This is a genomic window from Candidatus Providencia siddallii, from assembly GCF_964026685.1.
Classification (GTDB): domain Bacteria; phylum Pseudomonadota; class Gammaproteobacteria; order Enterobacterales; family Enterobacteriaceae; genus Providencia_A; species Providencia_A siddallii_A.
In genome coordinates this window covers 236,316-259,974 of the sequence record NZ_OZ034688.1, presented here as the reverse complement: position 1 = coordinate 259,974, position 23,659 = coordinate 236,316, and the positions used below count along the sequence as shown (strand labels likewise).

Genomic DNA, 23,659 nt, shown 5'->3' with positions numbered 1-23,659 from the left:
TTTAATAAATATATATAAATATATTATTTACATATACGTCTAAATACTTCATGATATGTTTCAATTACATTTCCTAAAGATTGTCGAAAACGATCTTTATCCATTTTATTTAATGTTTTTTGATCCCATAAACGACTGCTATCAGGAGAAATTTCATCTCCAAGTGTTAATTGTTTTTTATATAAACCAAACTCAAGTTTAAAATCAACTAAAATAAGTCCAACTGAATTAAAAATTTCAGTAAGAATATTATTTATTTTTTTACTAATCTTATAAATATTAACTAAATTTTTTTTACTAACTAAATTAAAAGTTTTACAATATGATTCATTAATCATTGGATCATGCTTGGAATCATTCTTTAAAAATAATTCAAATAATGGTGGATTAAAAATTTTTCCTTCTATTATATCTAAACGTTTTACTATAGATCCTGCAGCTCTATTTCTAATTACAAATTCAATAGGTATCATTTTTAACTTTTTCACTAAAACTTCATTTTTAGATAATATTTTTTCTATTTGTGTAAAAATACTAAATTTACTTAATTCATTCATAAGAAAATAATTAATATTATTATTTATGTAACCTTTATTAAAAAATTTTTCAATACGTTTACCATCAAACGCTGTTATTTCATCACGAAATCTTAAAATTAATAAATCAGGGTTATCTGTAGTATATATTGTTTTTGATTTTCCTTTATATAATTCAACACATTTTTTCATAAAAAATACCATTATTTTATAATTTTATCTATTATAAATGTTTTTTTTAATATTGCGTAACATATAAACGTTATTTATTAATTCATTAAAAAAAATAATATTGTATTCTTTTATTTTGTAACTATTAATAATATTACTTACATCTAAAATCTCAACAACAAGAATAATATTATCTAAATTAGATTTAATTTTAAGTCTATGACGAGTTTTAACTAACATATTTTTTTTTGAAATATTCCATTCTATCCAATTTGTTTCAATAAAACAATCTTTACTATTATTAATTAATATTGGAATTTTTTTTTGCTTTAAAACTGTTAAAATTTCTAAATATAACTTTTGGTTTTCTATATTTTTATTAAGAAATAAATTAATTAAATTACCAATGTTTTCAATTCTAGAATCTTCAAATAATGAAATTGCAGTAACAGGTGGGGCGATATCAAGTTCTTTACCAACCATTTCATTTGAAGATATATCAAAAATTTCTAACTCTTTATTTTTTTTTGGTAATTTTATACCATTAGGTATTATTAATTTTTTCAATGGACTTGTATTAAGATATTCATCACTACCATTAAAACTATGTTTTATTTGTTTTTTTGAACAACATATTATTAATAAAAAAAACAAAATAAAAATATATTTACTGATATTCATATTATCAAAATTATTTTTTTAAAAATATCCCGGCAATATTTAATGATTCTTCAATTATTTTTTTATTTGATTCCATTAATTGCATTATAGGTAATCTAACAAAATCAGATAAAATTAAACCAGTGCGATAACATGCCCATTTTATAGGAGCAGGATTTGGTTCTATAAATAATTTCATATGTAATGACATTAATTTTTTATTTAACAAATAAGCATCATCAAATTTACCAATAAGCGCTAAATTACACATTTTTACCATTTGAGCTGCTGCAATATTTGAAGTAACAGAAATAACACCATCACCACCTAATTGCATAAAACTCAATGCTGTTAAATCATCACCACTAAATAATACAAAATTATCATTAACCATCTCTTTTATTTGATAAACTCTAGATAAATCACCTGTAGCTTCTTTTATTCCAATAATATTATCTATTTTTGATAAACTAGCAACTGTTTCTGGTAATAAATCACAACCAGTACGAGATGGTACATTATAAAGAATCTGAGATAAACTTGTATTTTCTGAAATAATTTTAAAATGCTGATACAAACCATCTTGAGAAGGTTTGTTATAAAAAGGAGTAAGACTTAAAGAAGCAATAACTCCACTATTTTCAATTTTTCTAGATAAAAAAATCGCTTTTGAAGTTGAACTAACAGAAATACCAGCAATAATTGGAATACGTTCATCTGCAAAATCAATAGTCATTTTTATTATATCAATATATTCATCGTGTCTTAATGTAGCAGATTCCCCAGTAGTTCCAACAACTACTATTGCAGTAGTTTTACTTTTTATATGAAAATTAACTAACTTTTTCAAACTAATTTTGTCAATATTTCCTTTTAAATCCATAGGAGTTATTAAAGCAACGATACTTCCAGTTAATTTTTTTTTAAAAAATATGTTTTTATTATTCACTAAATAATACCTCAATAATAATTAATATTTAAAATTTTAACTAAAATATATTTTTTATATAAAAATGTTATTATTATATAATCATTTCAAAAAAATTATATAAAAAAATTCTTACGTATAATATTATATATTAATAACAAATACTTAACTATGTTCAATCACAAATAAATATATAACAAAATTATAATAAAATTAAATAATACATATATTTTAAAAAACATTTTATTATTTTTATCTTTTTTATATAAAAATATAAAATTATTAATAATAATATTATAAATATATTTAAAAATTAATAATTTAAAATTTAAATTTAGTCTATTTAATCAAAATAATAATCAAAAAATTTTTATGGTTAAAAACTATTATACATTAATTTATTTTATCTTAAATCAACTAAATAAACTTATTTTATTTAAATACCTTAATTATATAATAAAATAATTTTATTAAAAATTTAAAATATTAAAAAATTAAATGTTAATATATATAAAAAACAAAAAATTACTAATTTTCTTAAAAAAATATTAAAAAATGAATTATTACAAAATAAAATTTATTAATAATTTATTTTATTATATAAAACAAATTATTAAAAAACATCATATAATAAAATAAATAAAATTAGTTTTTAATAAATAAAATAATTAAAATTAAACAAATATTTAATAATCTTAAATTAATAATATAATAATATTTTTATTATCATATGTAAAATCAAAAATAACAATTTTTGTTAAAAAACAATATATTATCTTATAATAATATTAAAATTCAGTTAATTTTTCGCTATACAAAACATTAATAACAACTTTAATTAAAGCAGCCAATGGAATTGCAAAAAACACTCCACAAAATCCAAATAAACTACCAAAAATAATAATAGATAAAATAATAATTAAAGGATGAAGATCAACAGCATTAGAAAATAACAATGGAATTATAATATTACTATCAATAATTTGAATAATTAAATAAATAATCATTAATAACCAAAATTCATTCGTTATACCATATTGAAATAATGCAACAATAACAACTGGAATGATTGATATAATTGTTCCAATATAAGGAAATAATACAGATATAGATACAAATACAGACAATAATACTGCATAACTTAATTTAAAATATGCAAAACATATATAAGTTAATAAACCTACAAAAACTATTTCAATAAATCTTCCTCGTAAATAATTTATTATATACTGATTCATTTTAATTAATACTTTTTTAAGTAAAAATCGATTTTTCGATAATAATTTTAAACATCTATTTTTAATATATTCTTTATCTTTTAATAAAAAAAAAGTCATCAATGGCACTAAAACTAAATAAACACATAAATAAAAAATACTAATTAACGATGATACAGATGCTGTAAAAACTGAATTTGCTATTAATGATAAACGATTACAAAAATTATTTATTATTATATCAATAATACCAATATTTACTAAAATAGGATATTTTTTCAACAAGTTTTGAATAAATTCACTAGAATAATTAATCATATTAGGCAAATCTTTAATAAATTTTACCCATTGTTGCCAAACAGTTGGTACAATTATTAAAATTGCTATAGCACTAATTCCAATAAATAAAATTAAAATAACACTAATCGAAAATATTCTAGAAAAACCTAAACGTTCAAATAATTGAATTGGTAATTCAAGTAAAAAAGCTAACATAATTGAAATTAATAATGGAGTTAATATTTCATTAAAAAAGAAAATTATAATAAAAAAAATTATTAATGATATAAAAAGTACAATTATATGTGGATTAGAAAAATTCTTATAATACAATTTTTTTAATAATTCAAACATTTTAAAACTCCAAAATTTTAATTACAAATGAATTTTAATTTTTAATAAATTACAATTTCTTAAAAAAATATTTTTAATCAAAAACTATATATGTATTTTTTAATATTTAAATTACATTTTATCTTTTAAATGTCATTTATTATATGAAAAATACATTTATTTAATACATAAATTTTTTATAAAAAATATAAATTAAAGTTAAAATTTTTATTTTTTAAAAACATATAGTAAAAACTACTTTTTATATAATATATACAATTTATATTACATATGATTATATATTATAAATATATTATTTTAAAATAATTAATAATTATAAAATTATTAATAAAAAGATAAAATCTTTTTATCATAAAAATTTTTTTAAAAAAATATAATTATATTTTTTAATACTATTTATATAATAGTATAATTATAAAATATTTTAAGTAATTAATTTATAAGTACTAATTTATTTTTTATTAAAATCAAATTCAATATAAAATAAAATTAAATTAAATTTTTAAAAAACAATATTAAATTTAACATAATAGTATTATTTTTATTTTTTTTAATAATATCAATTTATATTATTTTATAATAAATTCAATTTTTATACTTAGATTCATTTGTAAATAATTAAAGCAATAGTAAATACATCTATTAATAAAAAATAAATAAATAACATATATTTATTGTTGCATAATATAAAATATATTTTATAGTTAATTAACATTAAAATAATATATAAACTCAAATTTATTTAAAATAATCATCAATATAAATATATTTAAAAATAAAAATATTTTAATTAAAATCATTTTTATTTTTAAATATATTATTAATGGAGACTATAGTGTCTAATAAAATTTCTCTTAATTATAAAAAAGCTGGTGTTAATATTGATACTGGGAATATTTTAATAAAACATATTTCAAAAATAGCAAAAAAAACAAATCGTCCAGAAATTATAGGAAAAATAGGAGGGTTTAGCGCATTATGTTCTTTACCAAAAAAATATCGCAATCCAATTTTAGTTTCTACTACTGACGGGGTAGGAACAAAATTACGTCTTGCAATCGATTTTAAACAACATAATTATATTGGTATTGATTTAGTTGCTATGTGTGTTAACGATTTAATCGTTAATAATGCAGAGCCATTATTTTTTTTAGATTATTATGCTACAAATAAATTAAATATTAAAATTGCTACTACAATTATTTCTAGTATTATTGAAGGTTGTAAACAATCTAATTGTTCACTAATTGGTGGGGAAACAGCAGAAATGCCAGGTATATATCATTGCAATGATTATGATTTAGCTGGATTTTGCGTAGGTATAGCTGAACGTTCAAAAATTATTGATGGTTCAACAATAAAAATAAATGATTCATTAATTGCATTAGGTTCAAACGGACTTCATTCAAATGGATTTTCATTAGTAAGAAAAATTTTAAATAATAATAAAATAAATCCAAAAAAAATAAAAATCGAAAATAAATTATTAATAGATCACTTATTAACACCAACAAAAATTTATGTAAAAAATATACTTAAATTAATAAAAAAAAATAACATTCATGGTATTGCACATATTACAGGCGGTGGGTTATTTGAAAATATTTCTCGCATTTTACCAAAAAATACACAAGCTATTATAAACAGTTCTAGTTGGGAAAAACCTACTATATTTAATTGGATACAAAAAAAAGGTAATATCTCAACACATGAAATGTATCGTGTTTTTAATTGTGGCATTGGCATTATTATTATATTACCAAACAATGAAGTAAACATTGCAATAAAATTATTAACTAGTTTAGGTGAAAAAGCATGGCATATAGGAACAATTAATAAAATAACAAATAAAGATCAAAAAACAGTTGTCATAATATAATGAAAAAAATAATTGTTTTTATTTCAGGTAATGGGGAAATTTTACAATCATTAATTAATAATTGTAAAAATGGATTAATCAAAGCTAACATAATTGCTGTGATCAGTAATAAAAAATATGCTTACGGACTTTTTCGAGCAAAAAAAGCTAAAATTCCAACATTTTACATTGATAAAAAAAATTTTATTAATCGTAATTCTTATGATAAAAAATTATTAAAAATAACAAAGTATTTAAATCCAGAATTAATAGTTCTTGCTGGTTTTATGCATATATTATCACTTGATTTTATAAATTTTTTTAAAGGAAAAATTTTAAATATTCATCCTTCTTTATTACCTAAATATCCTGGTTTAAATACACACAATAAAGTAATAAATAATAACGAAAAAGAACATGGAACAACTGTTCATTTTGTAACAGAAATATTAGATAATGGTCCAATTATTTTACAATCAAAAATTACAATTTCAAAAAAAGATACTAAAGATACCTTAATAAAACGAATTAAAATACAAGAAAAAAATATTTATCCGTTAGTAGTTAAATGGTTTATTTCAGGACGTTTAATTATGAAAAATAATAAAGCTATATTAGACGGACATGTTTTATCTATAAAAGGTTTAAAATAATTTAAACATCAATATAATTATTTATATAAAATTATATATATAAATATATATAAAATACAAACAACGCGATTTATACTATTTTTTATAATAATAAAATAAACAAACAATAAAAAAATTTTAAAAAGAATTTATGTTCTAAATATAAATATCATAAAATTAAATAAAAACTTATTATAAAGAATAACTTTAATAATAATGTTTTTAACAACAATGTAACTTAATAAAACATAAAATATATACTTATATATAATATATAATTTAAATCAATATTATATTTACTCATAATCGATATAAATATATTAAATAATTTAATATATTAAAATTTTTTAGATAAAAACTATTTTATTATATTTATAATAATTTTATTAATTAATTTTTTCAAAAAGATTTAATCTTTATTTAATATTTAAATAATTACTAAAACTTAATTTTTAATATATTTTTTTGATTTTTTTTAAAATATTTTTTAATAAAATACTAAATTATTTATTAACTATTATATTTATTAAAAATATTATAGATATAATAAAAAATATATTTTCTATTATATAAATTTACAATTGATTTTTTTATCAAAAAATCTAAATTTTTTTTAATTAATTATTAAACAATAAAATAATTATTTTTTAAAATATTTTAAAAAAAATATAATTTAATATAACAAAAACAAACATTTTAATAAATTATAATATATTTATTATACTAAAATAATATTTTATATATAAATAAAAAACATATAATAAAAAATAATTATTTAAGAAATAAAATATTAAATAACATTTAGTATAAAAATATATTATTAAAAATAATTATCCATAAAAATTTTTTATATCTAGCTTAAATATAAAAAAAATTAATTAAAACTATAAATAATTATAAAATTTCAATAAAATATTTTAAATTAAAAAATAACTTTATATATTAAAATAATAATTTATTTTATAAAACATTTATTTTTAAAATAAATACAATAAATTATTTTTTATTCTATTTTAATAAAAAAAATTAAAATTAAATATTATAATAACAGTATTATATTATTTATAATATACTTAAAAATATATAAATAAAATTATTTCTTATATAAAATCAAAAAATCGTGAATAATATTCATAGTATTAGAGCAATACAAAAAGAAAAAACTAGACGATCACTTATTAAAGCGGCATTTAATCAATTAAGTGCAGAGCGTAGTTTTACTAATTTAAGTTTACGAGAAATATCAAGAGAAGCAGGTATTGCACCAACTTCATTTTATCGTCATTTTAAAAATATAAATGAACTTGGTCTTACAATGGTATATGAAAGCGGATTAATGTTACGACGATTAATGAGACAAGCACAACAACGAATCAAAAAAGGAAAGAGTGTTATAAATACATCAGTATCAACTTTTATAGAATTTATAAACAATAATCCAAACGCTTTTAGATTATTACTACGTGAACGTTCAGGTACTTCAATTGAATTTCGTAATGCTGTTGCAAAAGAAATACAATATGTTGTAACAGAATTATCAGAATATATAGAAATAAAGATAAAATTACCACGTAAATATACTGAATTACAAGCTGAACTTATGGTAACAATCGTATTCAGTGCAGGAGCTGAAGCGCTTGATATAGATAAAAAAAAATATCGTGATTTAAAAAAACGATTGATTTCACAATTAAAAATGATATCAATAGGAGCTTTTTATTTATACAAAATAAAATCAAATAAAATTTAATTAATTTATTTATTAAAAAAAATAATATATATTATTTTATAATTATTTTAAATATTTTAAATAATAATTTAATAATTATAAAACAAAATATTTTTTTAAAAATATATAAAATATAAATATATAATTAACAAAAGATAACCTCTTATATTATATTTTTTTACAAAATTACAATTAATTATTTCTTAAAAAAATATTATTTGATTTTAAATAAAACAATAGTATAATACAAAAATTTTAAAATTTAAAATACTTATAATTAAAATATTAATAAGATAAATTATGAGATAATTATAGTGTTTAATATTCCAAAAAAAAAATATTTTTCAAAAAAATAACAAAAAATGTTTTAAAAACAAGACCAACAATTCTTATATTTGATTCTGGAGTCGGTGGTTTAACAATATATCGCGAAATTAAAAAAAAAATACCAAATGCACATTTTATATATGCATTTGATAATGAAGCTTTTCCTTATGGAGAAAAAAATGAATTATTTATTCTAAATAGAGTTTTTAAAATCATAAAATATATATCTCTAAAACATTTATTAACTATCGTAATTATTGCTTGTAATACTGTAAGTACAATTGGTTTGACTAAATTAAGAGCTGTTTTTCATTTTCCAATTGTAGGTGTAGTACCAGCTATAAAACCTGCAATAAAATTTACTCGTAATGGAATTATATGTCTACTAGCAACAAAAAACACAATAAAAAGTAAATACACTACAGAATTAATCAATCGTTTTGTAATAAATTGCAAAATAATTTCTTTATATTCTACAAAATTAGTTCAATTAGCAGAAAAAAAAATATACGAAGAAAAATTAAATTCAAAAGAAATAATTAATGCAATAAAACAACTAATAATAATACCAGAACAACCTGACACAATTATATTAGGATGCACTCATTTTCCTTTATTGATAAAAGAATTTGAAAAAATTTTTCCAAAAAAAACAAAATTTATAGATTCAAGTTTAGCTGTTGCTAATAGAATTATTTGGTTATTAAATAATCAAACAGAAATTAAATATTCTAATGAAGAAAATTTTGCATACTGTTCATCAATAACAAAAATATCAGAAAAATTACGATTTGTTCTTAAAAACGAAGGTTTTAACTTATTAAAACAATTAATATTAAATAATTAAATAAAATTGAAATATTCTTGTCTTGATATTAAGTTATAATTAGTAATTTATTTACAATACACAATATTATATTTAGTCTTAAATAACTTAATATATTAATTATTTTTTTAATTTACTAAAAATATACTTAATATAAACAATTAAATTAATAAATTTATAAAATAGTTTACAATTTATTTAGGGTACATAAATTTGACTTTTGAACTTAAATTATTCAATAGCTTTGGTATAAAAGCTAATGCTGTATCAATACATATTGCAAGAAATATACAATCACTACATCAACAATACATTAATGCAAAAAATAAACAATTACCAATTTTATTACTAGGATACGGAAGTAATGTTCTATTTGTTGATAACTTTAAAGGTATTGTTATCATTAACAGAATTAAAGGATTAAAATTAAGTGAAACAAATAAATTTTGGCATATACATGTATATTCTGGAGAAAATTGGCATAAACTTATTATAAAACTATTAAAAAAAGGAATCTACGGTGCTGAAAATTTAGCTATGATACCTGGGTGTGTTGGTTCTGCTCCAATTCAAAACATAGGAGCTTATGGTCTAGAATTAAAAGATATATGTGAATATGTAGATATTATTTCTTTAAAAACAAAAGAAATTAATAGGATTTCAGCAAGCAAATGTAATTTTAAATATCGTGATAGTATTTTTAAATATAGATACAAACAAACACATGCAATAATTTCAGTTGGATTAATTTTTTCAAAAATATGGTCACCTAAACTTTCATATGATATTTTAAAAAAATTTAATCCATTAACAGTAACACCACAACAAATTTTTAAAACAATATGTAAAATTCGTAAAAACAAATTACCAAATCCATCAGTGATTGGAAATGCTGGTAGTTTTTTTAAAAATCCAATTATATCTATAGAACAAGCTCAAAAAATTAAACAAAAATATCCTAATTGTCCACAATATATACAATCTAACAGCAAGATAAAAATCTCTGCAGCATGGTTAATTGATCAATGCGGGTTAAAAGGATTTGAATTTGGAGGGGCTGCTGTATATATAAAACAATCTTTAATTTTAATTAATAAAAATAATGCTTCTTGGAAAGATATTATTAATTTAGCTAAAATTTTAAATAAATCAGTAATTGCACGTTTTAATATTTTTTTAGAACCAGAAGTAAGATTTATTGGAAAAAAAGGTGAAATAAATCCAATGAAATATATTTCATAAATATTTATTTTTATATAAACTTTATTATAAAAATATTTTTTATAAAAAATATTTTTATAATAATCATAATAATTTATTATATAAGATAAAATGTTACTTCAACAAAATAATTTATTAAATAAACAAAAAATACAGAAATATATAAATAATATAAATATCATTATTCTTAATTCTGTTAATTCAACAAATCAATATATGTTAGATAATTTATCAAAACTAAAATCTGGAGATATTTGTTTAGCTGAAACTCAAAGCGAAGGAAGAGGTAGAAGAGGACATAAATGGTTTTCTCCATTTGGTAATATTTATTTTTCTATATATTGAAAATTTTTTTTAAAAAATACTATAACAACAATTGGACTAAGCTTAACAATTGGAGTAGTTATAGCTGAAATATTAAACAAAAAAATAAATAAAAAAATAAAATTAAAATGGCCAAATGATTTATATATAAATAATAAAAAACTCGCTGGTATTTTGATTGAATCAATAAAAAAAAATGATAATTCATTACATACAATTATTGGAATTGGAATAAATATTGAAAAAAATAAAAATAATATCAAAAATAAAAATTTTACTAATAATAATTGGACTTATTTAAAAGAAAAAATAAAAAATATAGAAAGAAACGAACTTATTGCAAATATTACACAGGAAATAATAAAATCAATAATTATTTTTGAAAAAAATGGATTAAAACCTTTTATTAATAGATGGATTATTTTAGATAAATTTTTTAATAAAAATATTAACATTTTAACTAATAATAGTATTAATTCAGGAATAGAAAGAGGAATAAATAACTATGGTGAATTATTACTAGAAAACTCATATGGAAAAATTAATTCTTACATAAATGGAAAAATTTTTAACACAAATAAACTTTTATAAAAATTTTTTTAAGTGAATATTTTGAATAGAATGATTTTTTCCTTTACTTATTATTAAATTTGCTCTTTTTTTTGTTGGTAAAATATTTTCTTTTAAATTTAAACCATTAATTTCATCCCAAATAAAACCAGCAATTTCTATTGATTCTTTTTCTGTTATTTTTGAATAATTATGAAAATAAGAATTAGAATCTAAAAATGCACTTTTTCTTAATTTCAAAAACCTACTTATATACCATTCTCTTAACAATTGTGGTTCTGCATCGACATAAATTGAAAAATCAATAAAATCTGATACAAACACACGATGATATGAACATTCTTGATAATCAATACTATTTTGTAAAACATTTAATCCTTCAAGTATTAATATATCTGGTTGATCAACTAATTGCATTTTATTAGGGATAATATCATATTTTAAATGTGAATAAATTGGAATAGTTAAATTACGAACACCTGATTTTATTTGAGAAATAAATTTTATTAATTTACACATATCATATGATTGTGGAAAACCTTTTTTATTCATAATTTTTCTATTTAACAATACCTTATTGGAATGCAAAAAACCATCAGTTGTAATCAACTCAACCTTTTTATGTTTATAAAAACTACTTAATAACGATTGCAACAACCTAGCTGTTGTACTTTTACCTACAGCTACACTTCCTGCTACACCTATAAGATATGGTACTTTAAAATTATTTACATCAAAACATTTAGATAAAATTTTTTTACGATTAAAACTATCATTAATAAAAAAATTTAACAAATAAGCTAAAGGCAAATAATTATCAATAACTTCATTTATTGATAATTCTTCATTAATACCTATTTTTTTAAAAAGTTCATTATACGATAACATAAAATGAATAAAATAACACATTGAAGTTAAACGTTTTTTATCAAATTCTAAATATAAACTATCGTAAAAATATTCTTTATTTTTCATAAATAAAATATTTTAAAATTTTTAATTAAAATTTATAAATATATCAAAAAATTTTTTTAAAAAAAAATATAAAAAAACAATTAAAACAATATTTTTTACAAACAAAAATTAATTAAAATCGAATAAAATAATTTATTTAAATAAAATAACTAAAAAACAAAATATATTATTTTATCTTAATTACACTAAATATTTCGTTTTTTAAAAATTATAAAAAATATAAAATGAATAAAATCTGATCAAATAAACAAAAAAAAAACTATTTTTGTTGCAACATATAATTTATATACATAAAATATTAGTAGAATTATGCCGGTATAGCTCAGTTGGTAGAGCAGCTGACTTGTAATCAGTAGGTCCCGAGTTCAACTCTTGGTGCCGGCATATTTATAATTATACAATTTAAGGTGGGATACCCAAGAGGCTAAAGGGGACAGACTGTAAATCTGCTGTCATTGACTTCGAAGGTTCGAATCCTTCTCCCACCACCAATTAAAAATAATAAATTAAAAAGAGTTATAATTTTAAGTTTTTTGCGGGCATCATATAATGGTTATTATATTAGCCTTCCAAGCTGACTATGCGGGTTCGATCCCCGCTGCCCGCTTATATTGCTGATATAGCTCAATTGGTAGAGCACACCCTTGGTAAGGGTGAGGCAGGCAGTTCAAAACTGCCTATCAGCATAAATTTATATTGACTTTATTAAATAAAAATATATAAGTTAATATTACTTTATCGATTTAATGTAACCATCGATTCCGTGTTTAAGAGGGATATAATGTCTAAAGAAAAATTTGAACGTTCAAAACCACACGTTAACGTTGGTACAATTGGCCACGTTGATCATGGTAAAACTACTTTAACAGCTGCAATAACTACAGTTCTTGCAAAAACATTTGGCGGTACTGCACGTGCTTTTGATCAAATTGATAATGCACCAGAAGAAAAAGCACGTGGTATAACCATTTCTACTTCACATGTAGAATATGAAACTTCAACTAGACATTATGCACATGTTGACTGTCCAGGACATGCTGACTATGTTAAAAATATGATTACTGGTGCAGCACAAATGGATGGAGCTATTTTAGTTGTTGCCGCTACAGATGGACCAATGCCTCAAACTAGAGAACATATTTTATTAGGACGTCAAGTTGGTGTTCCTCATATCGTTGTTTTTTTAAATAAATGTGATATGGTAGATGATGAAGAACTATTAGAATTGGTTGAAATGGAAATACGTGAATTATTATCTCAATATGGTTTTCCAGGAGATGAAACACCAATTATTCGCGGTTCAGCTTTAAAAGCTCTAGAAGGAATTCCAGAATGGGAGAAAAAAATTCTTGAATTAGCAGATTATTTAAATAGTTATATTCCAGAACCAAAACGTATAATTGACAAACCTTTTTTACTTCCAATTGAAGATGTTTTTTCAATATCTGGTAGAGGAACTGTAGTAACAGGACGTATTGAACGTGGAACTATAAAAGTTGGTGAAGAAATCGAAATAATAGGAATAAAAGAAACTACAAAAACAATTTGTACTGGAATTGAAATGTTTCGTAAACTACTTGATGAAGGACGTGCAGGCGAAAATGTAGGTGTTCTTTTACGAGGAACTAAACGTGAAGAAATTGAACGAGGACAAATTTTAGCAAAACCTGGATCAATAAAACCTCATACACAATTTGAATCTGAAGTTTACATTTTGAACAAAGACGAAGGCGGACGACACACTCCATTCTTTAATGGGTATCGACCACAATTTTATTTTCGTACTACTGATGTAACAGGAAACATAGAACTTCCTGATAATACAGAAATGGTTATGCCAGGTGATAATGTAAAAATGAAAGTAACATTAATACACCCAATAGCAATGGATGATGGATTACATTTTGCAATTAGAGAAGGTGGACGTACAGTAGGTGCCGGTGTTGTTGTAAAAATTATATCTTAATTTTTACAAATATTTTTTTTAAATTTCAAAGGTGCAATATAAATGCCTTTGAAATTTATAACAAAATTTATAAAAAATATTTTTATTATAAAATCAAATAAAATTTAATATACAATTTTATTTTATTAAAATATTATTAATATAATTAATAATATTTTATATTTTTTAAAATGATTATTTGCATATTTATACAAAACTAAGTATAATTCGTATTCTGTTTTTTAAAACATAACTTTGTATCATAAATATATTTTATTTTATTAAATTTTAATATATTATATATAATATATTTTTGATTAAAAAACAATTTCGCTTTCAAATAAAATTAATGTATATATTTTTTTTGAAGTATTAATTACACTACATAATAGCTGGAATTCTGATCTTATGCAGAACCAAAGAATTCGTATACGATTAAAAGCTTTTGATCATAGATTAATTGATCAGTCAACTACAGAAATTGTAGAAACAGCAAAACGTACTGGAGCACAAGTACGCGGCCCTATACCGTTACCTACTCACATAGAACGTTTTACAATCATAGTATCACCTCATGTAAACAAAGATGCTCGTGATCAATATGAAATTAGAACACATAAACGTTTAGTAGATATAGTTGAACCAACTGAAAAAACAGTAGATGCTTTGATGCGATTAGATTTAGCTGCTGGCGTTGATGTACAAATCAGCCTAGATTAATTAAAAGCATAACTAATTCGAGAGATTAAAAATATGATTAGTCTAGTAGGTAAAAAAATAGGAATGACACGTATATTTACTGAAGATGGTTTATCCATACCAGTTACTGTTATTGAAATAAAAAAAAATCGTATAACTCAAATTAAAACTGTAAAAACCGATGGGTATAATGCTGTTCAAATTACTACTGGAATCAAAAAGAACACACATATCTCTAAACCTGAAGCAGGCCATTTTGCCAAATTTAATGTTGAAGCAGGTCGTATTCTTAATGAGTTTAGAACTAAAAAAATTTCCGATTTTAATATAGGAGAAAATATTAGCGTAGATTTTTTTACAACAATAAAAAAAGTAGATGTTACCGGTATATCTAAAGGTAAAGGTTTTTCAGGTACAATTAAACGATGGAATTTTAAAACTCAAGATACTACACACGGAAATTCTTTATCACATCGTGCACCTGGTTCTATAGGTCAAAATCAAACACCAGGAAGAGTGTTTAAAGGTAAAAAAATGGCAGGACATATGGGAAATGAAAAAGTAACAATTCAAAATTTAGATGTAATACGTATCGATACTAACCGTGATTTACTAATAATCAAAGGCGCAGTTCCAGGTGCTACTGGTGAAAATCTAATTGTTAAGCCTTCTATAAAAGCTTAATATCTTAGGAGATGATATGGAATTGTTAACAAGAGATACTAACAAAACAACAATTTTATCGAAAGCAACTTTTGAATACGCCTTTAACGAATCGCTGATTCACCAAGTAATTACTGCGTACACAGCTGGTGCTCGTCAAGGTACACGCTCTCAAAAAACTCGTGCGGAAGTTTCTGGATCAGGGAAAAAACCTTGGCGTCAAAAAGGTACAGGACGAGCACGTGCAGGATCAATAAATAGTCCAATATGAAGATCTGGTGGTGTTACTTTTGCTGCAAAACCAAAAAAATATAAACAAAAAATCAACAAAAAAATGTACCGTGCTGCATTAAAAAGTATTCTTTCAGAATTAGTACGTAAAAATCGCATAATTATTTTTGATGATTTTACTTTAAAAACTCATAAAACAAAAGTTTTAATGAAAAAACTTAACGATATGAATTTTAAAAATGTTTTGATAGTAACCGCTAAATTAAATAAAAATTTGTTTTTAGCTTCAAGAAATTTACATAATGTTGACGTATGTAGCTCGGATAAAATTAATCCAATTAATCTTATAACTTTTAATAAAATAATCTTAACGATAGATGCTATCAAAAAAATTGAGGAAATGTTATCATGATAAATAAAGAACGACTCTTCAAAATATTAAAAACACCTCATTTATCTGAAAAAACATCTTCGTTAATAAAAAAAAATAACACAATTGTTATTAAAGTTATTAAAGATGCTACCAAAAATGAAATAAAAAAATCTATACAAAAACTATTCGAAATTAAAGTTAAAAGTATTAATACATTATTAATAAAAGGTAAAAGCAAACGTCACGGAAAACATATTGGTTATCGTAACGATTGGAAAAAAGCTTATATACGTATAAAAGAAGGGTATAATTTGGACTTCTTTAATAACTCAGAATAAAAAGGATTTAAATAATGACTATTGTTAAATGCAAACCAACATCTCCAGGTCGTCGTCATGTTGTTAAAATAATTAATCATAACCTTCATAACGGTAAACCTTATTTTTCTTTATTAGAAAAAAATAATAAATCAGGAGGCCGTAATAACAATGGTCGCATAACTACACGTCATATTGGTGGTGGACATAAACAACAATATCGCAAAATTGATTTTAAACGAAATAAAGATAATATTACAGCAATTGTTAAACGTTTCGAATACGATCCTAATCGTTCAGCAAACATTGCTCTTTTACTATATAAAGATGGAGAATATCGCTATATAATAGCACCAAAAAATTTAAAAATTGGCGATTACGTTCAATCTGGTATTAATTCTCCAATTAAAATTGGTAATACATTACCAATGAAAAATATACCTATAGGAACTACAATTCATAACATTGAACTAAAACCAGGCAAAGGAGGACAATTGGCACGTTCAGCTGGAGCTTATGCACAAATCATTGCACGAGAAAATACTTATATTTCTATTCGTCTTCGTTCTGGCGAAATACGAAAAATTTTATCTACATGCCGTGCAACTTTAGGTGAAGTAGGAAATTCTGAACACATGTTACAAATTTTAGGTAAAGCAGGTGCAAATCGTTGGCGAGGTATTAGACCAACTGTACGAGGAACAGCAATGAATCCCATAGATCATCCACATGGTGGAGGTGAAGGACGAAATTTTGGAAAACATCCTGTAACTCCATGGGGGGTTCAAACAAAAGGTAAAAAAACTCGAAATAATAAACGTACTGAACAATTTATTATACGTCATTGTTCTAAAAAATAAATTATAGGGATCAACAATGCCACGTTCTCTTAAAAAAGGTCCTTTTATTGATTTACATTTACTAAAAAAAATAGAAAAATCAATTAAAAATTACGATAAAAAACCAATTAAAACATGGTCACGCCGTTCAACAATTTTCCCTAATATGGTAGGATTAACTATAGCTATACATAATGGACGACAACATATTCCAGTTTTCATAACAGAAGAAATGATCGGACATAAACTCGGCGAATTTTCACCAACTCGTACTTATCGTGGCCATACAGCAGATAAGAAAATTAAAAAACGTTAAAAGGTAGAAAACATGGAAACCTTAGCTATACGACGACATGCACATTCATCTGCTCAAAAAACTCGTTTAGTTGCCAAATTAATTCGCGGTAAAAAAGTTTCACGAGCTTTAGAAATCTTAACTTATACAAATAAAAAATCTGCTATTTTAATAAAAAAAGTTCTTGAATCTGCAATATCCAATGCAGAACAAAACGATGGAGCTGACATAGATGAATTAAAAATTACAAAAATTTTTATAGATGAAGGACCAACTATGAAACGTATTATACCACGTGCAAAAGGACGTGTAAATCATATACTTAAACGAACTAGCCATATAACTGTAATTGTTTCAAAATTATAAATCTCTGGAGATCAATAATGGGTCAAAAAGTACATCCAAATGGTATTCGCTTAGGAGTTATAAAATCTTGGAATTCTATATGGTATGCAAATACAAGTGATTTTGCTGATAATATAAATAGCGATTTCAAAGTACGACAATTTTTAAAAAAAGAATTAATAAAAGCATCTGTCTCACGTATAATAATTGAGCGACCTGCTAAAAGCATACGAGTTACTATTTATACTGCACGTCCAGGTATTCTAATTGGCAAAAAAGGCGAAGATATTGAAAGATTAAGAAAAATAATAGCAAATATAACAGGTGTACCTTCACAAATCAATATTTCAGAAATTAGAAAACCTGAATTAGATGCTAAACTAGTAGCTGATAATATATCATCACAACTTGAAAGAAGAGTTATCTTTCGTCGTGCTATGAAACGTGCAGTACAAAACGCAATGCGTGTAGGAGCAAAAGGAATTAAAGTTGAAATTAGTGGTCGTTTAGGAGGAACAGAAATCGCACGTACAGAATGGTATCGCGAAGGAAGAGTACCATTACATACACTACGTGCAAACATAGATTATAACACTTCAGAAGCTCATACCACTTACGGTGTTATAGGTATAAAGGTATGGATTTTTAAAGGTGAAATCTTAGGTAATATTAATATATTAAAACAAGAAACACAAACAACTCAATCTAAAAAACAACGTAAAGGACGAAAGTACAAATAAGGAGATATTCTAATGTTACAACCTAAACGCACGAAATTCAGAAAAATGCAAAAAGGAAGAAATCGTGGAATAGCAAATAATACAAATATCAATTTTGGTATTTTTGGACTTAAAGCTATTAATCATGGTAGATTAACATCGCGACAAATTGAATCAGCACGACGTGCAATGACTCGTGCTATCAAACGCCAAGGTAAAATCTGGATTAAAATTTTTCCAGATAAACCAATTACTAAAAAACCGTTAGAAGTTCGTATGGGTAAAGGAAAAGGTAACGTAGAATATTGGGTTGCAATGGTTCAACCTGGAAAAATTTTATACGAAATGGATGATGTATCAGAAGAACTAGCACGAGAAGCTTTTTTATTAGCAGCTGCTAAACTACCTATAAAAACTACTTTTTTAAAAAAAATAATAATAGAATAAAAATGAAAAAAAAACTAAAAGAAAAAAATAAAGAAGAACTAAACAATGAACTTTTTTGTTTATTACGTGAGCAATTTAATTTACGAATGCAAACTTCAAATGGACAAATAAAAAATTTTCATCTTTTAAAAAAAACACGACGTAATATTGCACGTGTAAAAACTTTTTTAACAGAAAAGGTATTACGTAATGAACTATAAAACACATACTATGCAAGGTCGTGTAATTAGTAACAAAATGGAAAAATCAATCGTTGTTGCTATTGAACGAGTTATAAAACACCCGATTTATGGTAAATTTATACGTAGAACAACAAAATTACATGTACATGATAAAAATAATGAATGTAATATTGGTGATATAGTAGAAATACGACAATCACGACCTATTGCTAAAACTATATCTTGGATATTAATTAAAATTGTAAAAAAAACTATTATGTAAAATAACAATTTTTTATAAACAAAACGGCTCAATTAAAAAGAGCCGTTTATTTTTCTATTAAATAATATTATTATATAAAAATATAACTTAAAATGTTTGCTTTTTAAACGGAGTAAAACAATGATACAAGAACAAACAGTATTAAATGTAGCTGACAACTCTGGTGCACGTAAAGTAATGTGTATCAAAGTTTTAGGTGGTTCTAAACGTCGTTATGCAAATATTGGAGATATTATAAAAATTACTATTAAAGAAGCAATTCCAAAAGGTAAAGTTAAAAAAGGCGATGTAATGAAAGCTGTAATAGTGCGATCAAAAAAAGGTATACGTCGTCCTGATTATTCTATAATTAGATTTGATGATAATGCTTGCGTATTATTAAATAATACTAATGAACAAGTAATTGGTACACGTATATTTGGACCTGTAACTCGCGAAATTAGAAATGAAAAATTTATGAAAATTATTTCTCTAGCACCTGAAGTATTATAAATGGAGTGATTATGGCAGCTAAAATTCGTTTTAATGACGAAGTTATTATATTAACCGGAAAAGATAAAGGAAAACGAGGTAAAGTAATAAAAGTTTTTTCTAATAAAATTATAGTAAAAGGAATAAATTTAGTAAAAAAACATCAAAAACCAATACCATCTGCAAACAAACCAGGTGGAATAATAGAAAAAGAATCAACAATTTCAATTTCTAACGTTGCAATTTTTAACAAAACAAGTAACAAAGCAGATCGCATAGGTTTTAAATTTGAAAACGGAAAAAAAGTTCGTTTTTTCAAATCTAATAACGAAACTATTAAGTAATTTTTGGAGTATATAATGTCAAAATTGCATGATTTTTATAAAAATAAAGTAGTTAATAAACTTATATCTAAGTTTAATTACACTTCTGTCATGCAAGTACCTAAGATTAAGAAGATAACACTAAATATGGGTGTTGGTAAAGCAATTAACGAAAAAAAACTACTAGAAAAAGCAATGATTGACCTAACAGCAATATCAGGACAAAAACCTATAATTACTAAAGCACGTAAATCTATTGCAAATTTTAAAATTCGTCAAGGACATCCAATAGGATGTAAAGTAACTATGCATGGCGAACGAATGTGGGATTTTTTTGAACGTCTTATTTGTATTGCTATACCACGTATACGTGATTTTCGTGGTTTATCACCTAAATCTTTTGATGGTAAAGGTAATTACAGTATAGGTATACATGAACAAATCATTTTTCTTGAAATAGATTACGATAAAATTGATTGTATACGAGGATTAGATATTACAATTACCACTACAGCAAAATCAGATAATGAAGGATATGCACTATTAGAAGCATTTAACTTTCCTTTTTGTAAGTAAATAGGTAATATTCATGGCTAAAAAATCTATGAAAGCTCGTGATATAAAACGAATAAAATTAGCTAAAAAATTTTTAAAAAAACGAACAAAACTAAAAACTATTATATCTAACATAAATTCTTCTAATGAAGAACGTTGGAACGCAGTTTTAAAATTACAAACTATGCCACGTGATTCAAGTATTTGCAGACAACGTAACAGATGCAAACAAACTGGACGACCACATGGTTTTTTAAGAAAATTTGGTTTAAGTCGTATTAAAGTCCGTGAAGCAGCAATGCGTGGTGAAATTCCTGGTCTCAGAAAAGCAAGCTGGTAACTTTAAACTATTAGATAAGGAGTAGTAAATGAGTATACAAGATCCAATTGCAGATATGTTGACACGTATTCGTAATGCGCAAAATGCGTATAAAACTAAAGTTAATATACCTTATTCTAAAATAAAATTAGCTATAAGTAAAATTTTAAAAGAAGAAGGATATATTGATGAATATAAAATTGAAAATAATATAAAAAAACCAGATCTTTCGATAACTTTACGTTATTTTAAAGGAAAAGCAGTAATTGAAAATATTCAACGCGTAAGCAAACCAAGTTTACGTATTTATAAGAAAACAGATGAATTACCTCAAGCTATTTCTAGTTTAGGTATTGCAATCATTTCAACTTCTAAAGGTATTATGACTGCAAAAACAGCTAAAGAATCTAAACTTGGTGGCGAAATAATTTGTTATGTATCTTAATTAGTGAGGAAATAATGTCCCGTGTAGCTAAAACACATATTATTGTACCCGTTGATGTTAATGTAATAATTAATGGACAAATCGTTTCAATTTTTGATAAAAATAATAAATTAACTAAAATTATACATAATGCAGTTGAAGTAAAATATAAAAATGGTTATATTACTTTTTCAATAAGAAAAGGTTTTAATAATGCTTGGATGCAGGCAGGAACTGCACGTTCATTACTTAATTCAATGATTTTTGGAATAAAAAAAGGATTTACAAAAAAACTTCAAACAATTGGTGTTGGTTATCGAGTTACAATTGAAAATAATATAATAAATTTATTTTTAGGATTTTCACATTCAATTAAATATATTTTACCATCTGGTATTACAGCTGAATGTCCGACGCAAACAGAAATTATATTAAAAGGTATTGATAAACAAATAGTTGGACAAGTGGCAGCCAAACTACGAAATTATCGTCCTCCTGAACCTTATAAAGGTAAAGGTATACGATATATTAATGAAATAATACGTACAAAAGAAATTAAAAACAAAAAAAAATAATATCAAAAGGAATAATATGGATAAAAAAGCAGCTCGTTTACGTCGTGCAACACGTACAAGACGAAAAATACAAGAATTAAATATAAATCGGCTAGTTGTCCATCGTACTCCACGACATATTTATGCACAAATTATTGCACCAAGCGGATCAGAAACATTAATTACAGCATCTACAATAGAAAAAAATATTAAAAAACAACTAAAGTATACAGGAAATAAAGATGCTGCATTTAAAGTTGGTAAATTAATTGCAGAACGAGCACTAAAAAAAGGTATAATAAAAATTGCTTTTGACCGTTCAGGTTTTAAATATCATGGCAGAGTCCAGACACTAGCAAATGCAGCTCGTATAGCTGGTCTTAAATTTTAAGGTAGCATTATGACTAATATTGAAAAACAAGCTAACGAACTACAAGAAAAATTAATTGCAGTAAATAGAGTAGCAAAAACAGTTAAAGGTGGTCGTATTTTTAGTTTTACTGCATTAACTGTAGTTGGAGACGGTCATGGTCGTGTTGGGTTAGGTTATGGAAAAGCACGTGAAGTTCCAGCAGCAATACAAAAAGCAATGGAAAAAGCTCGCCGAAATATGAAAAAAATTATATTAAATAATGGAACATTATTCCATCAAATAAAAGGAACATATACTAGTTCACATGTATTTATGAAACCAGCTTATGAAGGAACAGGTATTATAGCAGGAGGAGCAATGCGTGCTGTTTTAGAAGTAGTAGGTATCAAAAATATATTAGCTAAAACATATGGATCCACTAATCCAATTAATGTAGTTCGCGCAACTTTAAAAGCTTTAAGTAATATAAAAACACCGACAATGATCGCTGCTAAACGAAATAAAACTATAAAAGAAATTATTTGGTAAAATAATGATAAAAACTATTAAAATAACACAAATTCGCAGTTCCATTGGATGCCTTCCAAAACATAAAGCAACGCTAATTGGTTTAGGTTTGCGACATATATCTCATACAGTAGAACGTAATGATACTCCTACAATACGCGGTATGATTAACTTAATTTTTTATATGATAAAAATTGAGGAATAAAAAA

The 23,659-nt window shown here is 23.4% G+C and carries 32 protein-coding genes and 4 tRNA genes; 31 read left to right on the top strand and 5 right to left on the bottom strand.

Going from position 1 to position 23,659, the window contains the following annotated elements; genetic code table 4:
• Nucleotides 1–23: 23 nt before the first annotated feature.
• The 4 genes from purC to AAGD61_RS01135 all read right to left on the bottom strand — a co-directional run bounded on the left by purC (nt 24) and on the right by AAGD61_RS01135 (nt 4,145).
• The gene (gene purC, locus AAGD61_RS01150) at nt 24–728 is read right to left on the bottom strand and encodes a phosphoribosylaminoimidazolesuccinocarboxamide synthase (RefSeq protein ID WP_341765204.1); all 705 of its coding nucleotides are present in this window, start codon (nt 726–728) and stop codon (nt 24–26) included.
• Between the two features lie 24 nt (nt 729–752).
• Nucleotides 753–1,388, bottom strand: a complete 636-nt coding sequence (gene bamC, locus AAGD61_RS01145; RefSeq protein ID WP_341765203.1) for an outer membrane protein assembly factor BamC — start codon at nt 1,386–1,388, stop codon at nt 753–755.
• Nucleotides 1,389–1,398: 10 nt separating this feature from the next.
• The gene (gene dapA, locus AAGD61_RS01140) at nt 1,399–2,283 is read right to left on the bottom strand and encodes a 4-hydroxy-tetrahydrodipicolinate synthase (protein ID WP_341765291.1); all 885 of its coding nucleotides are present in this window, start codon (nt 2,281–2,283) and stop codon (nt 1,399–1,401) included.
• An 800-nt stretch (nt 2,284–3,083) separates the two neighbouring features.
• Nucleotides 3,084–4,145, bottom strand: a complete 1,062-nt coding sequence (locus AAGD61_RS01135; RefSeq protein ID WP_341765202.1) for an AI-2E family transporter — start codon at nt 4,143–4,145, stop codon at nt 3,084–3,086.
• A gap of 835 nt (nt 4,146–4,980) precedes the next feature.
• On the opposite strand from AAGD61_RS01135, the gene purM reads away from it, so the two are divergent.
• The 6 genes from purM to AAGD61_RS01105 all read left to right on the top strand — a co-directional run bounded on the left by purM (nt 4,981) and on the right by AAGD61_RS01105 (nt 11,653).
• Nucleotides 4,981–6,024, top strand: coding sequence for a phosphoribosylformylglycinamidine cyclo-ligase (purM, locus tag AAGD61_RS01130; protein ID WP_341765201.1), 1,044 nt, complete (start codon nt 4,981–4,983; stop codon nt 6,022–6,024).
• Nucleotides 6,024–6,656 carry a phosphoribosylglycinamide formyltransferase gene (purN, locus tag AAGD61_RS01125; RefSeq protein WP_341765200.1) on the top strand — a complete coding sequence of 211 codons (633 nt, stop codon included), beginning with the start codon at nt 6,024–6,026 and terminating at the stop codon, nt 6,654–6,656. Before purM ends, purN begins: the two co-directional genes overlap by 1 nt.
• Nucleotides 6,657–7,755: 1,099 nt before the next feature.
• On the top strand, nt 7,756–8,385 hold the full coding sequence (gene fabR, locus AAGD61_RS01120; protein WP_341765199.1) for an HTH-type transcriptional repressor FabR: 630 nt from the start codon (nt 7,756–7,758) through the stop codon (nt 8,383–8,385).
• A 316-nt stretch (nt 8,386–8,701) separates the two neighbouring features.
• Nucleotides 8,702–9,538 carry a glutamate racemase gene (murI, locus tag AAGD61_RS01115; RefSeq protein WP_341765290.1) on the top strand — a complete coding sequence of 279 codons (837 nt, stop codon included), beginning with the start codon at nt 8,702–8,704 and terminating at the stop codon, nt 9,536–9,538.
• Nucleotides 9,539–9,724: 186 nt separating this feature from the next.
• Nucleotides 9,725–10,759 carry a UDP-N-acetylmuramate dehydrogenase gene (gene murB, locus AAGD61_RS01110; RefSeq protein WP_341765289.1) on the top strand — a complete coding sequence of 345 codons (1,035 nt, stop codon included), beginning with the start codon at nt 9,725–9,727 and terminating at the stop codon, nt 10,757–10,759.
• A 90-nt stretch (nt 10,760–10,849) separates the two neighbouring features.
• Complete coding sequence (locus AAGD61_RS01105) at nt 10,850–11,653, top strand: biotin--[acetyl-CoA-carboxylase] ligase (RefSeq protein ID WP_341765198.1); 804 nt, start codon at nt 10,850–10,852, stop codon at nt 11,651–11,653.
• Here AAGD61_RS01105 and coaA read toward each other — a convergent pair.
• Nucleotides 11,648–12,607, bottom strand: coding sequence for a type I pantothenate kinase (gene coaA / locus AAGD61_RS01100; protein WP_341765197.1), 960 nt, complete (start codon nt 12,605–12,607; stop codon nt 11,648–11,650). The two genes, AAGD61_RS01105 and coaA, sit on opposite strands and share 6 nt — an antisense overlap.
• A gap of 311 nt (nt 12,608–12,918) precedes the next feature.
• Between coaA and AAGD61_RS01095 the strand changes: the two genes are divergently transcribed.
• The 25 genes from AAGD61_RS01095 to rpmD all read left to right on the top strand — a co-directional run bounded on the left by AAGD61_RS01095 (nt 12,919) and on the right by rpmD (nt 23,655).
• Nucleotides 12,919–12,991: transfer RNA gene (locus AAGD61_RS01095), tRNA-Thr, on the top strand.
• A 22-nt stretch (nt 12,992–13,013) separates the two neighbouring features.
• Nucleotides 13,014–13,098 (top strand) — tRNA-Tyr (locus AAGD61_RS01090).
• A gap of 44 nt (nt 13,099–13,142) precedes the next feature.
• Nucleotides 13,143–13,214: transfer RNA gene (locus AAGD61_RS01085), tRNA-Gly, on the top strand.
• A gap of 6 nt (nt 13,215–13,220) precedes the next feature.
• Nucleotides 13,221–13,293: transfer RNA gene (locus tag AAGD61_RS01080), tRNA-Thr, on the top strand.
• A 95-nt stretch (nt 13,294–13,388) separates the two neighbouring features.
• Complete coding sequence (tuf, locus tag AAGD61_RS01075; RefSeq protein WP_341765196.1) at nt 13,389–14,573, top strand: elongation factor Tu; 1,185 nt, start codon at nt 13,389–13,391, stop codon at nt 14,571–14,573.
• Between the two features lie 387 nt (nt 14,574–14,960).
• The gene (rpsJ, locus tag AAGD61_RS01070) at nt 14,961–15,272 is read left to right on the top strand and encodes a 30S ribosomal protein S10 (protein WP_341765195.1); all 312 of its coding nucleotides are present in this window, start codon (nt 14,961–14,963) and stop codon (nt 15,270–15,272) included.
• Nucleotides 15,273–15,305: 33 nt separating this feature from the next.
• On the top strand, nt 15,306–15,935 hold the full coding sequence (gene rplC / locus AAGD61_RS01065) for a 50S ribosomal protein L3 (RefSeq protein ID WP_341765194.1): 630 nt from the start codon (nt 15,306–15,308) through the stop codon (nt 15,933–15,935).
• A 16-nt stretch (nt 15,936–15,951) separates the two neighbouring features.
• The gene (gene rplD, locus AAGD61_RS01060; protein ID WP_341765193.1) at nt 15,952–16,560 is read left to right on the top strand and encodes a 50S ribosomal protein L4; all 609 of its coding nucleotides are present in this window, start codon (nt 15,952–15,954) and stop codon (nt 16,558–16,560) included.
• Complete coding sequence (gene rplW / locus AAGD61_RS01055) at nt 16,554–16,856, top strand: 50S ribosomal protein L23 (RefSeq protein ID WP_341765192.1); 303 nt, start codon at nt 16,554–16,556, stop codon at nt 16,854–16,856. The genes rplD and rplW overlap by 7 nt, the downstream gene beginning before the upstream one ends.
• Before the next feature lie 14 nt (nt 16,857–16,870).
• Nucleotides 16,871–17,695 (top strand): 50S ribosomal protein L2, encoded by an 825-nt coding sequence (gene rplB, locus AAGD61_RS01050; protein ID WP_341765191.1) that lies wholly within the window; start codon nt 16,871–16,873, stop codon nt 17,693–17,695.
• A 16-nt stretch (nt 17,696–17,711) separates the two neighbouring features.
• On the top strand, nt 17,712–17,990 hold the full coding sequence (gene rpsS, locus AAGD61_RS01045; RefSeq protein WP_341765190.1) for a 30S ribosomal protein S19: 279 nt from the start codon (nt 17,712–17,714) through the stop codon (nt 17,988–17,990).
• A 12-nt stretch (nt 17,991–18,002) separates the two neighbouring features.
• Nucleotides 18,003–18,335 carry a 50S ribosomal protein L22 gene (gene rplV, locus AAGD61_RS01040; protein WP_341765189.1) on the top strand — a complete coding sequence of 111 codons (333 nt, stop codon included), beginning with the start codon at nt 18,003–18,005 and terminating at the stop codon, nt 18,333–18,335.
• A 17-nt stretch (nt 18,336–18,352) separates the two neighbouring features.
• Complete coding sequence (rpsC, locus tag AAGD61_RS01035; protein WP_341765188.1) at nt 18,353–19,054, top strand: 30S ribosomal protein S3; 702 nt, start codon at nt 18,353–18,355, stop codon at nt 19,052–19,054.
• A 12-nt stretch (nt 19,055–19,066) separates the two neighbouring features.
• The gene (gene rplP, locus AAGD61_RS01030) at nt 19,067–19,480 is read left to right on the top strand and encodes a 50S ribosomal protein L16 (RefSeq protein WP_341765187.1); all 414 of its coding nucleotides are present in this window, start codon (nt 19,067–19,069) and stop codon (nt 19,478–19,480) included.
• 2 nt (nt 19,481–19,482) lie between these two features.
• The gene (rpmC, locus tag AAGD61_RS01025) at nt 19,483–19,680 is read left to right on the top strand and encodes a 50S ribosomal protein L29 (protein ID WP_341765186.1); all 198 of its coding nucleotides are present in this window, start codon (nt 19,483–19,485) and stop codon (nt 19,678–19,680) included.
• Nucleotides 19,670–19,924: a 30S ribosomal protein S17 gene (rpsQ, locus tag AAGD61_RS01020; protein WP_341765185.1), complete on the top strand. Its 255-nt coding sequence runs from the start codon at nt 19,670–19,672 to the stop codon at nt 19,922–19,924. Before rpmC ends, rpsQ begins: the two co-directional genes overlap by 11 nt.
• A 120-nt stretch (nt 19,925–20,044) precedes the next feature.
• Nucleotides 20,045–20,416, top strand: coding sequence for a 50S ribosomal protein L14 (rplN, locus tag AAGD61_RS01015; protein ID WP_341765184.1), 372 nt, complete (start codon nt 20,045–20,047; stop codon nt 20,414–20,416).
• A gap of 11 nt (nt 20,417–20,427) precedes the next feature.
• Complete coding sequence (gene rplX / locus AAGD61_RS01010) at nt 20,428–20,739, top strand: 50S ribosomal protein L24 (protein WP_341765183.1); 312 nt, start codon at nt 20,428–20,430, stop codon at nt 20,737–20,739.
• Between the two features lie 15 nt (nt 20,740–20,754).
• Complete coding sequence (rplE, locus tag AAGD61_RS01005; protein WP_341765182.1) at nt 20,755–21,294, top strand: 50S ribosomal protein L5; 540 nt, start codon at nt 20,755–20,757, stop codon at nt 21,292–21,294.
• 13 nt (nt 21,295–21,307) lie between these two features.
• Entirely contained in the window at nt 21,308–21,613 is a 306-nt protein-coding gene (gene rpsN / locus AAGD61_RS01000; protein WP_341765181.1) for a 30S ribosomal protein S14, read from the top strand.
• Nucleotides 21,614–21,641: 28 nt separating this feature from the next.
• Nucleotides 21,642–22,037 (top strand): 30S ribosomal protein S8, encoded by a 396-nt coding sequence (gene rpsH, locus AAGD61_RS00995; protein ID WP_341765180.1) that lies wholly within the window; start codon nt 21,642–21,644, stop codon nt 22,035–22,037.
• A gap of 14 nt (nt 22,038–22,051) precedes the next feature.
• Nucleotides 22,052–22,591, top strand: coding sequence for a 50S ribosomal protein L6 (rplF, locus tag AAGD61_RS00990; RefSeq protein WP_341765179.1), 540 nt, complete (start codon nt 22,052–22,054; stop codon nt 22,589–22,591).
• 16 nt (nt 22,592–22,607) lie between these two features.
• Nucleotides 22,608–22,961: a 50S ribosomal protein L18 gene (gene rplR / locus AAGD61_RS00985; protein WP_341765178.1), complete on the top strand. Its 354-nt coding sequence runs from the start codon at nt 22,608–22,610 to the stop codon at nt 22,959–22,961.
• A gap of 9 nt (nt 22,962–22,970) precedes the next feature.
• Nucleotides 22,971–23,471, top strand: a complete 501-nt coding sequence (rpsE, locus tag AAGD61_RS00980) for a 30S ribosomal protein S5 (RefSeq protein WP_341765177.1) — start codon at nt 22,971–22,973, stop codon at nt 23,469–23,471.
• 4 nt (nt 23,472–23,475) lie between these two features.
• A complete protein-coding gene (gene rpmD, locus AAGD61_RS00975; protein WP_341765176.1) occupies nt 23,476–23,655 on the top strand; it encodes a 50S ribosomal protein L30 in 180 nt (59 codons plus the stop codon).
• Nucleotides 23,656–23,659 lie beyond the last annotated feature (4 nt).